This is a genomic window from Anabaena cylindrica UHCC 0172, assembly GCF_034931625.1.
Taxonomy (GTDB): Bacteria; Cyanobacteriota; Cyanobacteriia; order Cyanobacteriales; family Nostocaceae; genus Anabaena; species Anabaena cylindrica_A.
This window is the reverse complement of the sequence record NZ_JAYGGY010000105.1, coordinates 31378-45760: the sequence shown is the minus strand read 5'-3', so window position 1 is coordinate 45760 and position 14383 is coordinate 31378. Positions and strand designations below refer to the sequence as shown.

At 38.9% G+C, this 14383-nt stretch carries 14 protein-coding genes; 10 read left to right on the top strand and 4 right to left on the bottom strand.

All coding sequences use genetic code 11. The annotated features are described in order from the left end of the window. Positions 1-204: 204 nt before the first annotated feature. On the bottom strand, positions 205-1287 hold the full coding sequence (locus tag VB713_RS23740) for a ligand-binding sensor domain-containing protein (RefSeq protein ID WP_323313967.1): 1083 nt from the start codon (positions 1285-1287) through the stop codon (positions 205-207). A gap of 1075 nt (positions 1288-2362) precedes the next feature. Between VB713_RS23740 and VB713_RS23735 the strand changes: the two genes are divergently transcribed. The 6 genes from VB713_RS23735 (at position 2363) to VB713_RS23710 (ending at position 6073) form a co-directional block, all read left to right on the top strand. Beyond that, positions 2363-3793: a form I ribulose bisphosphate carboxylase large subunit gene (locus VB713_RS23735; protein ID WP_015212301.1), complete on the top strand. Its 1431-nt coding sequence runs from the start codon at positions 2363-2365 to the stop codon at positions 3791-3793. A gap of 85 nt (positions 3794-3878) precedes the next feature. Further along, on the top strand, positions 3879-4286 hold the full coding sequence (rcbX, locus tag VB713_RS23730; RefSeq protein WP_323313966.1) for a RuBisCO chaperone RbcX: 408 nt from the start codon (positions 3879-3881) through the stop codon (positions 4284-4286). 41 nt (positions 4287-4327) lie between these two features. Further along, on the top strand, positions 4328-4657 hold the full coding sequence (locus tag VB713_RS23725) for a ribulose bisphosphate carboxylase small subunit (protein ID WP_015212303.1): 330 nt from the start codon (positions 4328-4330) through the stop codon (positions 4655-4657). A 119-nt stretch (positions 4658-4776) separates the two neighbouring features. Next, on the top strand, positions 4777-5004 hold the full coding sequence (locus VB713_RS23720; protein WP_148765920.1) for a type II toxin-antitoxin system Phd/YefM family antitoxin: 228 nt from the start codon (positions 4777-4779) through the stop codon (positions 5002-5004). After that, positions 5001-5381, top strand: coding sequence for a type II toxin-antitoxin system VapC family toxin (locus VB713_RS23715; protein WP_323313965.1), 381 nt, complete (start codon positions 5001-5003; stop codon positions 5379-5381). Before VB713_RS23720 ends, VB713_RS23715 begins: the two co-directional genes overlap by 4 nt. Before the next feature lie 71 nt (positions 5382-5452). After that, the gene (locus tag VB713_RS23710; protein ID WP_323313964.1) at positions 5453-6073 is read left to right on the top strand and encodes a GDSL-type esterase/lipase family protein; all 621 of its coding nucleotides are present in this window, start codon (positions 5453-5455) and stop codon (positions 6071-6073) included. On the opposite strand, the gene VB713_RS23705 is transcribed toward VB713_RS23710, so the two are convergent. After that, positions 6070-6585: a GNAT family N-acetyltransferase gene (locus VB713_RS23705; protein ID WP_323313963.1), complete on the bottom strand. Its 516-nt coding sequence runs from the start codon at positions 6583-6585 to the stop codon at positions 6070-6072. The two genes, VB713_RS23710 and VB713_RS23705, sit on opposite strands and share 4 nt — an antisense overlap. A gap of 189 nt (positions 6586-6774) precedes the next feature. On the opposite strand from VB713_RS23705, the gene VB713_RS23700 reads away from it, so the two are divergent. Genes VB713_RS23700 through VB713_RS23690 form a run of 3 tightly spaced genes read left to right on the top strand, consistent with a single transcriptional unit; the run spans position 6775 to position 10658 of the window. After that, entirely contained in the window at positions 6775-7329 is a 555-nt protein-coding gene (locus VB713_RS23700) for a TRAP transporter small permease subunit (protein ID WP_323313962.1), read from the top strand. Further along, positions 7313-8650: a TRAP transporter large permease subunit gene (locus VB713_RS23695; RefSeq protein ID WP_323313961.1), complete on the top strand. Its 1338-nt coding sequence runs from the start codon at positions 7313-7315 to the stop codon at positions 8648-8650. The genes VB713_RS23700 and VB713_RS23695 overlap by 17 nt, the downstream gene beginning before the upstream one ends. A gap of 52 nt (positions 8651-8702) precedes the next feature. Continuing rightward, positions 8703-10658, top strand: a complete 1956-nt coding sequence (locus VB713_RS23690; protein WP_323313960.1) for an alpha-amylase family glycosyl hydrolase — start codon at positions 8703-8705, stop codon at positions 10656-10658. Here the strand turns inward: VB713_RS23690 and VB713_RS23685 are convergent. After that, positions 10645-10998 carry a hypothetical protein gene (locus VB713_RS23685; protein ID WP_323313959.1) on the bottom strand — a complete coding sequence of 118 codons (354 nt, stop codon included), beginning with the start codon at positions 10996-10998 and terminating at the stop codon, positions 10645-10647. The two genes, VB713_RS23690 and VB713_RS23685, sit on opposite strands and share 14 nt — an antisense overlap. A 15-nt stretch (positions 10999-11013) precedes the next feature. Beyond that, positions 11014-11145 (bottom strand): hypothetical protein, encoded by a 132-nt coding sequence (locus tag VB713_RS23680; RefSeq protein WP_323313958.1) that lies wholly within the window; start codon positions 11143-11145, stop codon positions 11014-11016. A gap of 380 nt (positions 11146-11525) precedes the next feature. Here VB713_RS23680 and VB713_RS23675 point away from each other — a divergent pair. After that, a partial coding sequence (locus VB713_RS23675; RefSeq protein ID WP_323313957.1) for a HEAT repeat domain-containing protein occupies positions 11526-14383 on the top strand: 2858 nt, incomplete at its 3' end.

Here is a 14383-nt window from a genome sequence, read left to right as displayed (position 1 = left end):
TAATGAGTAATGAGTAATGAGTAATGAGTAATGAGTAATGAGTAATGAGTAATGAATAATGAGTACTGAGTAAGTAGGTTGGCGTTAAAAATTGTCGTTGGGATCAGGCAGAGGGCAGGGCGCAGGAGGTAGAGGGAAATTTAATCGTTTCTCCTGTACTCGGCACTCAGCACTCAGCACTCAGTACTCGGCACTCAGTACTTCCTACTTCACAGATCGACCAAAACCGAAATGAGTTTGCGCTTTATCCATTGTAGGCATTAACCAAGCCAGCCCTTCGCTGGTTCCCACCCACAACTTATTACCAAGATCAGGTGCAACAGTCAGCACTCGACTAGAAGGAAGTCCCGCAACTCGGTCTAACAAAGCACCCGTATTGGGATTTAAACGTAACAACCCATTGGTTGTACCAACCCAAACACTACCATCTTGAGCAAAACGGACTGAAGTGACATTTCTTCCTCTTAACGGAGTTACAGACCGCAGCACAATCCCATTTTTGGGGTTAACCACTAATAATTGATTTGGCATTCCTGCCCAAATTAACCCTTCTGGACTGATAGCTAACGATTGCACAGTCGTCCCTGGTAAATTATTTATCCTCTTCATAATCAAAGCACTGCCAGTATTCACCCTGACCAGTCCATCTAAAGTCCCAACCCAAAGTTGACCTTCAGCATCTAAAGTCATCGCATTGGCACTAACACCAGGCAGATTTTTAATTGTTGTCATAATCAAGCCTTGGTCAGGACTAATCAAGGCTAAACCGCTATCAGTACCAGCCCACAGATAACCTCTTTTATCAATCAGCAGCGACAATACCCGTTTGGAAGGTAGTAATAAATTTTGTGCTGTAATTTCATTAGTGCGAGGATCTACTCGTGTCAAACCCTCATAATTTCCCACCCACAAACGACCGACTTTATCCTGGGCTAATGCACTAATCGTAATATTTGGTAAACTAACACGAGCAATAACCTTACCTGTATTCGGGTCAATCCGCGATAAACCCCGCCAAGAACCTACCCACAAATTACCAGCAAAATCTCCTAACAAATTACTAATTCGGTAATCAGTTTCTGCTTCTCTTTCTTGCACATCCCGATCATCGGGTAAGGGATCTATTCGTCTTGGTGGAGGTGTGGCTGGGTAGATAGTAGTGGAATTATTTGGATTGATATCAGGTTGTTGTTGCGCTTTTACTCGCACTCCTGTGCTAGGCAGACTTATCAGCCCCAGCAAAATAGAAATCATCAATAAACGAGTACGACTATTAAATAATACCACTGTTGTATATCCTTTCGAGACAGTACCTAAGAACTATTAACTAAAATGACTTGAAATTATACTGCAAACGGGTCAAACTTGGACTTATGTCATACTGACCGTAACGTAGTGCAGGGAAGTATCTCGGAGATTCTTCACTTCGTTCAGAATGACACTTTTCAACCGTTTTTAGTATAATTAATAGTCTTCCCTGAGTTGGTATTTTTTTAGCATCAAAAGTAATTTTTTCCTCAATTTAGCACTTTGCTGATAAATTATGCTGCACTATTCAGAAGTCAGTAAACTAATTTGAAAAGACTTCGGCGCGATCGCTCAGTAACCATCTCCTATAATTTAACTCTGGAGTAACACAGCAATTAGGCGGCTGTAAATTCTTGTGTATAGTTGTATAGTTTTTACTGGCAGAACAATGTATCGAAGGTAGTCTATACAACTAATAATCACCCTTTGTACAGCAGTCTTAACAAAATGTTTAAAAAATCCTTTAATAAGAAATTTAAATATATGAGTTCAAAATTTTCAAAGGATAACTTATTGAATTATTGATATATTGTGAGACAAGTTACAAATTACGTCGTGTGCAGTTTTTTGTCTTTAGCTCACTCCTGAGCTAAACCGCAGTTAGTGAAGTTTCCTTTATATCTTTATTTACCCAATCAGGACAAAGATATCAGGAGGAAAAATGGAAAAATGAGCTAGACAGCTTAAAACCCTAATTTTTCCTACTTTTAAGGCATAAATTCCTATAATGCCCGTAAAGCAACGAATTTTCTCTGAAATTAAGCAGGTTTAGTAAGGCAAGCAAAAGAGATAGAAAAAACTTTGTGTTTGTGAGACGAGGGAAAAAGCAAAGCGCCTAAATGTGCGCTCATACATAGAGATAACCATAAAGGTGCGGTAATTTACCACCGTTGCCGACTGCTTGTCACAAAAAATGCTGCCCTCTAGCAACAATTAACCCCAATTATAAGTTCTCCTTATATCTACAATGAGAAAAGAAGAAAGATAAAGGGTGATAAGAAGTTGCACATAACGTGATTTGATAGTAAAAAGAATGACTTCTTGGAAGGAAAATATGTCTTACGCGCAAACGAAGACTCAGGCGAAAGCTGGGTATCAAGCTGGGGTTAAAGATTACAGACTAACTTATTACACTCCCGATTACACACCTAAAGATACAGATATTCTTGCAGCATTCCGGATGACTCCTCAACCTGGAGTTCCACCTGAAGAAGCTGGTGCTGCGGTAGCTGCTGAGTCTTCTACAGGTACTTGGACAACTGTATGGACAGACTTGCTCACCGACCTAGATCGCTACAAAGGTCGTTGCTATGACATCGAACCAGTTGCTGGTGAAGACAACCAATACATCGCTTACGTTGCTTATCCTCTGGACTTGTTTGAGGAAGGTTCCGTAACCAATATGTTGACCTCTATTGTAGGTAACGTATTTGGTTTCAAAGCATTGCGTGCATTGCGTTTGGAAGACTTGCGGATTCCCGTTGCTTACCTGAAGACCTTCCAAGGTCCTCCTCACGGTATTCAAGTTGAACGCGACAAGTTGAACAAGTATGGTCGTCCTTTGTTGGGTTGTACCATTAAGCCTAAATTAGGTCTTTCTGCTAAGAACTACGGACGCGCTGTATACGAATGTTTACGTGGTGGCTTGGACTTCACCAAAGACGACGAAAACATCAACTCTGCTCCTTTCCAAAGATGGCGCGATCGCTTCTTGTTCGTAGCAGAAGCAATCCACAAAGCACAAGCAGAAACCGGCGAAATCAAGGGTCACTACTTGAACGTAACCGCTCCTACCTGTGAACAAATGATTGAACGGGCTGAGTACGCTAAAGAACTCAAGATGCCCATCATCATGCACGACTACCTGACCGCAGGTTTCACAGCTAACACCACCTTGGCTCATTGGTGTCGTAAGAACGGTATTTTGCTGCACATTCACCGTGCTATGCACGCCGTAATTGACCGTCAAAAGAACCACGGTATTCACTTCCGTGTATTAGCTAAAACCTTGCGGATGTCTGGTGGAGACCACATTCACACCGGAACAGTTGTTGGTAAATTGGAAGGCGAACGCGGCATCACAATGGGCTTCGTTGACTTACTACGTGAAAACTACGTTGAGCAAGATAAGTCTCGCGGTATCTACTTCACCCAAGATTGGGCTTCTATGCCTGGTGTAATGGCAGTTGCTTCCGGTGGTATCCACGTATGGCATATGCCCGCACTGCTAGAAATCTTCGGTGATGACTCCGTACTACAGTTTGGTGGTGGTACACTCGGTCACCCCTGGGGTAACGCTCCTGGTGCAACCGCTAACCGGGTAGCTCTAGAAGCTTGCGTTCAAGCTCGTAACGAAGGACGTAGCTTGGCTCGTGAAGGTAACGACATTATCCGCGAAGCGGCTAAGTGGTCTCCTGAACTAGCAGTTGCTTGCGAACTGTGGAAAGAAATCAAGTTCGAGTTTGAAGCAATGGATACCGTCTGATCATTTAGGATTTGGGATTTTGGACTATTGGATAAATTTAAAATCCAAAATCCAAAATCTAAAATCTATGGGGCTGGGGTCAAGCATGAATTTAAAGCAAATTGCGAAAGACACAGCCAAAACTCTCCAAAGTTATCTGACTTATCAGGCACTTATGACTGTTTTGGCACAGCTAGGCGAAACAAATCCTCCTTTAGCATATTGGTTGCAAAACTTTTCTGCTGGGAAAATCCAAGACGGAGAAGCATATATTGAGGAACTGTTTCTAGTAAAGTCAGATTTGGCTTTGCGGATTATGACTGTCAGGGAACACATAGCGGCGGAAGTGACAGATTTCTTACCAGAAATGGTGCGTACTGGCATTCAACAAGCCAACATGGAACAGCGTCGCCAGCATCTCGAACGCATCACGCAACTAAATTTATCAAGTCCCAGCCCAATAACTGAGCAGCACACAATCTCAGATCCTAATTTGGATAATTTATCCAGTTAGTCGGTCAACGTAGTAGTAAAAACAACCCATTACCAACAGCTATGCAAACTTTATCAAAAGAGCGTCGTTACGAAACTCTTTCTTATCTTCCCCCCCTGTCTGATGCTCAAATTGCCAAGCAAGTTCAGTACATTCTGAGCCAAGGCTACATCCCAGCAATTGAGTTTAACGAAACTTCTGAACCAACTGAATTGTTCTGGACAATGTGGAAGCTACCTTTGTTTGGTGCTAAAACCACTCAAGAAGTATTGAGTGAAGTTCAAGGTTGCCGTTCTCAATTTGGTAACTGCTATGTTCGTGTTGTTGGTTTTGACAACATCAAACAGTGCCAAGTTCTCAGCTTTATCGTTCACAAACCCAGCAGATACTAAATTTCGATTTGGTTTGAATAATTTATTTTTGGGAGAGGTAGAGTTTTCTATCTCTCTTTTTTTGTTTTTGATAGAGAATAGAATTGTTAGTGGAGTAGCACACACAAAACGGTGGTATTATGCAACAAATTACTGTTAATGAAGCATCTCAACACTTATCTGATTTAATTGAAGCCGCACTTGGTGGTGATGAAATTATCATCATGAAAGATAATCAACCTGTTGTTAAGTTAATTCCTGTATTACCTGTGAAAATTCGTCCTAAATTTGGTAGTGCAAAGGGAATGATCAAAATGTCTGATGATTTTGATGAACCTTTAGAAGAGTTGAAGGAGTATATGGAATGAAGCAATTAATTGATACTCATACTCTGCTGTGGTTTACTATGGGTAATCCCAGAATCAGCGATAATTTGAGATTACAAATTGAGAATAACGACAATCTTCTGAGTATTGCCAGTGTTTGGGAAATGGCAATTAAACACAGTATAGGTAAACTAAATTTGGAGATGAGTTTTGATGATTTTGTCGAACAGCAAATAATTGGTAACGGTATGACATTAAAGGAAATCAACCAACAGCATATTTCAGTTATTGCTCAACTACCTCTACATCATCGTGATCCTTTTGACAGAATGTTAATTTCACAGGCTATGGTGGAAAATATACCTATAATAAGTGCTGATACAATTTTTGATGCCTATCCTATACAGCGTTTGTGGTAAAGACTAAAGCATGAATTCGTAGATTTATCCCATAATGATGAAAAAGTTTTAACTTAAAAAAGTTGTGTTTTATGTATTTAAAATCACCACTCCAAGAATTTAGAATTTGTTTTCTTGGTGAGTCATTTGTTAATGGCACGGGTGATCCTGAATGTCTTGGCTGGACAGGAAGAATATGTGTTAATGCTATTAAACGTGGTTATGATATTACTTACTATAATTTAGGAGTCAGGCGAGAAACGAGTACAGAATTAAAAAATCGTTGGTTGAGAGAAGTAACTTATCGCTTACCAAAAGAATATGATGGTAGGATTGTGTTTTCCTTTGGTGCAAATGACACTAGTTTAGAGAATGGTAAAATTCGTGTTTCTCTGGAAGAATCAATCAGTAATGCTTGGCAAATTTTAAGTACAGCAAAGCAATTATATCCAGTTTTAATGGTGAGTACAGCACCTTGTGCAGATAAAGAACAAAATCAAAGGATTGCTAATTTATCTCATGAATTTGCTTTAGTTTGTCAAGAATTAAATATACCTTATCTAGATGTATTTTCAAAATTAATAAATTCTCATATTTGGTTAGAAGAATCCAAAAATAATGATGGAACACATCCCAAATCGGGAGGATATAAAGAATTTGCCAAAATTGTCGATAATTGGGATGCTTGGTTAAATTGGTTTTCTATCTCTTAAAGATCATAACCCATGATATAGTCATCCATTACAAATCTACCACCAATATCTTTAATTTCACTGGCAATAATTCTAAAACCAAATCGAGTATAAGCTTTAATTCCTTTTTCATTTCCTTTGTTAACGTTGAGAATTATTTGCTTTAAATTCATATTTTCTGCTTGTTTATAAATATGATTTAACATTATTTGTCCATACCCTAAACCATGTAGTGATGGTAATAAGTAGCATTTATGTAGTTTTAAATAAATAATATTATTTTTGATTTCTGTACCATAGGATAAATAACCAACGACTTGATCATTTTTTAAGACTTTATCGTAGAATATACCTTGATTTAAAATTTCATTTTCAATTACTCCTACACCGTACATCAGATTCAGCATATACTCTATCTGTTCAATGCTGATAATTTGGGAATAGTGAGCATACCAAATTTCTTGACTAACTTTTCTCAGTTCATCTAAATCTGTATCTAATAACTTTTCAATCCTAATTAAAGAATTATTCATCTTTTGCTAAACTCTTCAATAATTTGAGCTTTAATTATTTTATACTAATCAGCTAGATGCTCATTTGTTGAACTAAACCCCTGATTACAAAGTTAAAGTACGATTTGAGAGAACTATGGTGTGCAGATACTTCAAGCGGGTGATGTTACTATCTAGGGTGTAGTATTCTAAAAGGAGAGAAGAAAAGCATTGGACACGTTATTAAAAATATCAAAATTTATAGATGCTTGTACTGAACGCATTGGCAGATTAACTAGTTGGCTAGTGCTGGTTATGGTTATATTGGGTGTGTGGAATGTTGCAGGTAGATACATTGGGCGCTTGATTGGCAGTAACCTCACATCCAATGCTTATATAGAAGCACAATGGTATATTTTTGACATAGTTTTTTTATTAGGCGCGGCTTACACTCTCAAGCATAACGAACACGTCCGCGTTGATATTTTTTATAGTAATTGGCAAGGTAAACGCAAAGCACTTGCAGATTTAGTGGGAACAGTATTTTTTCTAATTCCCTTCTGTATGATGGTGATTATTTTTTCCTGGGATAGCATTATTGCGTCTTGGCAAATTCTGGAAATATCACCTGATCCTGGTGGTTTACCACGCTACCCAATTAAAGCGATGATTATTGTCGCTTTTGTGCTGCTGATTTTGCAGGGAATTTCCCAAGCGATTAAAAATGTGGCAATTCTCCAAAACAGAATAGAACTTCAGGAGGAAAACCATGACGCTGGATTATGAATGGCTTGGCCCATTTATGTTTGCGGGTGCTTTAGTGCTGCTGTCCTTGGGGTATCCAGTCGCTTTTTCTCTGGGTGGTGTGGCGATTTTATTTGGAATTGTGGGTATTGCTTTGGGTGTTTTTGACCCGGTATTTATGACTGCGATGCCACAGCGGATTTTTGGCATTATGTCCAATTATACCCTGTTAGCTATCCCTTACTTTATTTTCATGGGGTCAATGCTGGAGAAATCCGGCATTGCGGAGAGGTTGTTAGAAACGATGGGGATTTTGCTAGGACGCTTGCGGGGTGGACTGGCTTTAGCTGTGATTTTGGTAGGTGCGTTACTTGCAGCGACTACGGGTGTGGTAGCTGCGACTGTGGTAGCAATGGGTTTGATTTCTCTACCGATTATGCTGCGTTATGGTTATAACAAAGAATTAGCTACTGGGGTAATTGCGGCTTCGGGAACTTTGGGACAAATTATTCCCCCTAGTGTGGTTTTAGTGGTTTTAGGCGACCAATTGGGTGTATCTGTTGGTAATTTGTTTATTGGTTCAGTGATTCCTGGTTTGATGATAGCGGGGGCTTTTGCTCTCCATGTGCTAATTGTGGCATTTTTAAAGCCAGAGGTAGCGCCAGCTTTACCAGCCGAAGTGCGGGAAATTGGTGGGAAGGCTTTGAGAAAGCGGGTAGTTCAGGTGATGCTACCGCCATTGATTTTGATTTTGTTAGTGTTAGGAAGTATCTTTTTTGGCTTTGCTACACCAACGGAAGCGGGTGCGGTAGGATGTGGGGGAGCGATCGCACTTGCTGCTGCTAACCGTCAACTAACTTTAGAATCTCTGCGTCAAGTTTGCGATAACACTTTGCGAATCACCAGCATGGTAATTTTCATTTTGTTGGGTTCTACAGCTTTTAGTTTAGTGTTTCGGGGGTTGAATGGCGATCGCTTTATGTTTGATGTCCTCTCCAACCTCCCCGGTGGTAAAGTCGGCTTTTTAGCCATCAGCATGGCGGTAGTTTTCTTTCTCGGCTTTTTCATCGACTTCTTTGAAATCGCCTTTATCATCGTGCCTTTATTTGTTCCAGTTGCCCAAACTTTAGGTATTGATTTAGTTTGGTATGGTGTCATCTTAGGGGCAAATCTGCAAACTTCTTTCCTCACCCCACCTTTTGGTTTTGCTTTATTCTACCTGCGCGGTGTCGCACCACCAGAAGTCACAACTGGTGATATTTATCGTGGTGTCATTCCGTTTATTTTGCTGCAATTGTTGGTGGTAGTTTTAATTATTGCCTTTCCAGGAATTGTTAGTTTTCTACCTTCTTTGGCAGGTTAATAAAATTTTGGATCATTTTTTTGTTGGAACACTCTAATTTAAGATCAATACAATGTACGAACAAATTTCTCACTCATTGTTAAATTCAATACTGGATGATTTAAAGCCAGAAATTCGTCGGCAAGATTTGCGGCATTTTTATACCCGTCTTGGGGCGAACTTTTACGCTATTCATTCGCTATTTTCTACGCTGTACGGACATCGTGATGATTTTCAACTGCAAATGTTACGGCTAGTTGAAACAATGGCGAAAGGCTATATTGATCGCTCTCCAGAGTTAGAGAGGTTGGATATTCAACGTGAACAAGACCACAATTGGTTTTTGTCGCAAAAATGGGTAGGGATGGCTCTTTATTCCAACGGTTTTGCCGAAAACCTGGCAGATTTAGAGAACAAAATCGGCTATTTTCAAGAGCTAGGCATCAATATGGTGCATATTATGCCGATTTTGATGTGTCCTAATGGTCAAAGTGATGGGGGGTATGCCATCAGTGATTTTAGGCAAATTGACGAGCGCGTTGGTAATTTAGACGATATTCGCCAAATTGCTAAGGAGTTCAGAAAGCGTGATATTTTGCTGGTTCTGGACATTGTGCTTAATCATACTTCTGACGAACATGAATGGGCGCAAAAGGCGAAAATGGGCGATCGCAGTTTTCAAGATTACTACTATATTTTTGAAAACAGAGAAACCCCTGATATGTTTGAGCAAAGTATGCCAGAGGTTTTCCCTGAGACAGATCCGAGCAATTTTACTTGGAATGTCGAGATGGAAAAATGGGTGATGACGGTTTTCCATAATTATCAGTGGGATTTAAATTACAGCAATCCCAGAGTTTTTATTGAAATGCTCGACATTATTATGTTTTGGGCAAATCAAGGCGTGGATGTTCTGCGACTCGATGCTGTGGCGTTTTTATGGAAAAAGATCGGTACTTCTTGCCAAAACGAGCGCAATGCACATTTAATTTTGCAGTTAATGAAAGATTGTTGTCAGGTGAGTGCGCCCGGTGTCTTGTTTATAGCCGAAGCAATAGTTGCCCCTGTAGAAGTAATTAAATATTTCGGCGAGGATGCGATCGCAGCCAAAGAATGTGAGATTGCTTATAATGCGACTTTAATGGCTTTAATATGGGATGGAATCGCCACTAAAAATACTAAGCTACTCCACCAAGGCATAAAAAGTTTGCCGAATAAATTAGAACGTGCTACTTGGCTAAACTATGTGCGTTGTCATGATGACATTGGTTTGGGTTTTGACGATAGTGATATTCGTTTAGCCGGTTATGAACCGAGAGCGCATAGAAAATTTTTAGTTGATTACTTAAGCGGTCAGTTTGATGGATCTTCATCTAGGGGAATGGTCTTCATGCCTAATGAAGCTACAGGAGATGCCCGTATTTGTGGTTCACTAGCTTCTTTGGCAGGATTAGAGTCGGCGCTGGAAACTGCTGATGAGGGTTTGATTGCCCTGGCAATTAACAGAATTTTATTAATGCACGCAATTATTCTATCTTTTGGCGGCATCCCTCTAATTTATAATGGCGATGCGATCGCTGTACTTAATGATTACAGCTATATTGATGACCCCAGCAAAAGTAATGACAATCGCTGGGTACACCGCCCTAAAATTAATTGGGAAAAAGCCGACTTACGCAAAAAACAAGGCACGGTGGAATACACAGTATTTAATGCCACAAAAAAGATGATTGCCATCCGTAAAGAAATTTCTGCTTTTGCTGATTTTAATAACCGGGAATTGGTACACCTAGAGAATGAACACTTGCTATGTTTTGTTCGTTTCAATCATCAACGTCCATCAGAAAAAGTGCTAGTCATCGCCAACTTTGATGCAAATCCGCAAGACTTGTATTTGGAGTCACTGAGAACTATGGGCTTCAATATTTATAGTAATTTTGTTGATTTATATAGTGGTATGAAACCAGAGCAATGTGATAATCGGATTACTTTACAAGGATATCAATTTTATTGGCTCACAGAGAGATAAAAAGCTTCACCCGTTCAGGAAAAATGGGAGTCAAGCGATCTAAATTTTTTGCATGGCTTGATCTCGTTCCCAGTCTCAGACTGGGAATGCCATCAAGAGGTTCTACCTCTACTTTAATATAAGGCAGAGCCTTTTTGATTTCATTCCCATACAGAGTATGAGAACGAGAAACGATAAATTTGGTGGGCTTAATTGATCTCGTTCCCAGTCTGAGACTGGGAATGCTATCAAGAAGTTCTACCTCTACTTTAATATAAGGCAGAGCCTTTTTGATTTCATTCCCATAAAGAGTATGGGAACGAAAAATGATAAATTTGGTGGGGTTAATTGTTTTACCCACCTGAAAATAATGTGTTTATGTGTTGTTATCCTCATTATCTGAGGAGTTACCTTTTAGTGTTTTCATCACCCAAAGTAAAACAGCATCAGAGAACCTTTCAATTGCCCAAGTGATTAAAGCTGTTAACAGAAGAGTAGAGATATCCATTAGAAATTACCGCTATTGTTTTTTTTGCTTGATTATTTATATAAAATCAAATAAAAAATAGAGAAAAAAGATCCAAAAAATAGATTTTAATAGAATTTACTAAAAATCTTGCTCATCATTAATGATGATGTTATTTTGGAGATACAGCATTTCTATATCTGATTTGTAATACCTTGCGTGGTGTAGCCATACAAATTCTGTATACAAAAAGTCTTAATTAGTAAGGGTTTAGCAATGCTAAACCCCTACATATAAACAAAAATTAATAGTCCGTTTTAACGGACTTTAGCTATTAGACTGGGAATTAATTCCCAGGCGTATTATGAAGCTAATTGAGAATACTAAAATCACCATAAATAATTAATCAACAAGCGTAATTTATGACATCCCCAGAAGAAACAACATTACAACAACAATTTTTGCAATATAAATCCAGAAAATTTGAATTTACTGGAGATACATATCAAGTATTTCTGGTTCGATTTGACCCGAATAACTATGCTATTGATGATGATATACTTCTTAAAAAGATTAATTCAAACAAGGAAGTTGGGCATGAAAAACAAAAAATAAAAGATATTCTGGGAAAGAATATATACCCTGTTTTCAGACAAAATGGTTGTGATATAACCTCAAAAGGAGGCAGACCAAGCAAAGGAAACGAGCCTTGGAAACAGGCTTATAAATGGCTTTGGGAACAGAAATATCCTGAATGGCTTGCACAACAACAAACCCAAAATAATAAACCTGAACCCCAACGGGAAACCCCCCAAATCAACTGGCGCGAAGTATGCCAGAAAATGCTACAAAAACAGCAACATCAACAACGATTAAGACGACAAATCACCGAATTAAAACACGAAATAGAAATCTTTGTCCCATTAGGCCTAATTCAACCCAAACCCGCACGACGTAAGGAAGAAACACCCTTTCCCGATGCGGATGACGGTATGCGGCAATATGAATTAAAATCAGAAGAAATTACCAAACAATACGAATATGAGGAATTTATTAATGAAGTCATTGGCAAGCAAACCAAAAATTTAGCCATTATTGGAGAACCAGGGGCAGGAAAAACCACTTGGTTAAGCAAAATTGCCGAATATTTAGCTGGTAAATCTGATGATCCTAGCCCTATTTTTATTAGTCTCAGTCGCTTAGAAAATAGAACCCTAAAAGACTATTTAGTGCATACTTGGCTAGAAGAGGCTTTAGAGTTTATTCCCTCCCAAGTTACCGTTACACAGGCTTTAGAGGCAGATTTCCAGCAACAGTTTAAGAATCAGCAAGTTTGGTTGTTGTTAGATGGGGTGGATGAAATGAAAACCACCGCAAACTCACCTTTATCCCAACTCAATAGCCAATTAGAAGGATGGTTAACTTGGACTAGGGTAATTCTCACCTGTCGTCTCAATGTTTGGCAACCTAACCCCATAGCTAATTTTGACTACTATCGCACTCTGGCTTTTAGTGATGTCCAGGTGAAAGATTTTATTCAGCAGTGGTATGAAAAGGCGGAAAAACCGGAATTAGGGGAACAGTTACAGCAAAAGTTAACCGCACCCCAACACAGCCGCATTTTTGATTTAGTCAAAAACCCTTTGCGGTTGGCAATGTTGTGTCAGAGTTGGTATTTTTTGCAAGGGGAATTACCGGAAACCAAAGCGAATTTGTATCAGCGTTTTGTTAATGCAACTTATGAATGGAAAAAAGGGGAATTTGGCACTACAGCAGCGCAAAAACAACTGTTAAATCAGGCTTTAGGAAAATTGGCTTTGAGGATGATTGATGAACAAATCAGTCTCAAGGAGTCTGTGATTAACGATGTCATGAGTTTAGAGGAGTTTGAATTAGCAGAAAGATTAGGTTGGTTAAATTGGGTTTATCGTGATCAAAAAACTGATGAAAGGGTTTATGCTTTCTTTCACCTGAGTTTTGCAGAATATTTTGCAGCTTGTGTGATTGATGATTGGGATTATTTTTTACCTAAAAATCATGTTGATAAACCTGTTGAGGGGAAGAAATATCGCATTTTTGAGAATGAATGGAATGAAATATTTTTATTGTGGATGGGAAGAATAAATATTGATGATAAGAAGGAAGAGTTTATTCAAGCATTAGTAAATTTTGCAGATGGTGTAAATGATTTTTATTGGTATCAGGCTTATTTTAAAGCAGGTATAGCTATTGCTGAATTTAAAAGCTGTTCCCTTGCTGATGAAATTGTAGGTCAAATTATCAAATGGGCATTTGGTTATTTTAATATTGAAAGTCAGAAATGGGTAACTTTTATTGACCCCATTCCAGAAGATGCAACAAAAATTTTATCATTAACTGATACAGAAAGAGTAATTCCGACTTTAATCAAACTCCTCAATGACACTCAGGATGAAGATATCTTTTGGAGTGTTGCTAATACTTTAGGAAAGATAGATGTAGGGAATGAACAGGCGATCGCTGCTTTAATCAAACTCCTCAATGACACTCAGGACGAAGATACCTGTAGAAGAGTTGCTGAGAGTTTAGGAAACATAGCAGAAGGGAATGAAGGGGCGATTGCTGCTTTAATCAAACTCCTCAATGACACTCAGGATCAATATATCTGTTGGTATGTTTCTGAGAGTTTAGAAAACATAGCAGTAGGGAATGAACAGGCGATCGCTGCTTTAATCAAAGCTTTAATCAAACTTCTCAATGACACTCAGGATGAAGATATCCGTAGGTTTGTTGCTGAGAGTTTAGAAAACATAGCAGTAGGAAATGAACAGATCGCTGCTTTAATCAAACTCCTCAATGACACTCAGGATGAATTTACCCGTAGGTTTGTTGCTAAGAGTTTAGGAAAGATAGATGTAGGGAATGAACAGGTGATCGTTGCTTTAATCAAACTCCTCAATGACACTCAGGATGAAGATATCCGTAGGTGTGTTGCTGATATTTTAGGAAAGATAGCAGTAGGGAATGAAGAGGCGATTGCTGCTTTAATCAAACTCCTCAATGACACTCAAGATGAAGATATCCATTGGAGTGTTGTTGATATTTTAGGAAAGATAGCAGTAGGGAATGAAGAGGCGATTGCTGCTTTAATCAAACTCCTCAATGACACTCAGAATAAATTTATCCGTAGGTGTGTTGCTGAGAGTTTAGGAAAGATAGATGTAGGAAATGAAGAGGCGATTGCTACTTTAATCAAACTCCTCAATGACACTCAGGATGAAGATATCCGTAGGTATGTTGC

Coding starts and splice junctions, on each gene's coding strand:
- VB713_RS23735 (WP_015212301.1), top strand. CDS start 2,363: ATGTCTTACGCGCAAACGAAGACTCAGGCGAAAGCTGGGTATCAAGCT.
- rcbX (WP_323313966.1), top strand. CDS start 3,879: ATGAATTTAAAGCAAATTGCGAAAGACACAGCCAAAACTCTCCAAAGT.
- VB713_RS23725 (WP_015212303.1), top strand. CDS start 4,328: ATGCAAACTTTATCAAAAGAGCGTCGTTACGAAACTCTTTCTTATCTT.
- VB713_RS23720 (WP_148765920.1), top strand. CDS start 4,777: ATGCAACAAATTACTGTTAATGAAGCATCTCAACACTTATCTGATTTA.
- VB713_RS23715 (WP_323313965.1), top strand. CDS start 5,001: ATGAAGCAATTAATTGATACTCATACTCTGCTGTGGTTTACTATGGGT.
- VB713_RS23710 (WP_323313964.1), top strand. CDS start 5,453: ATGTATTTAAAATCACCACTCCAAGAATTTAGAATTTGTTTTCTTGGT.
- VB713_RS23705 (WP_323313963.1), bottom strand. CDS start 6,585: ATGAATAATTCTTTAATTAGGATTGAAAAGTTATTAGATACAGATTTA.
- VB713_RS23695 (WP_323313961.1), top strand. CDS start 7,313: ATGACGCTGGATTATGAATGGCTTGGCCCATTTATGTTTGCGGGTGCT.
- VB713_RS23690 (WP_323313960.1), top strand. CDS start 8,703: ATGTACGAACAAATTTCTCACTCATTGTTAAATTCAATACTGGATGAT.
- VB713_RS23680 (WP_323313958.1), bottom strand. CDS start 11,145: ATGGATATCTCTACTCTTCTGTTAACAGCTTTAATCACTTGGGCAATT.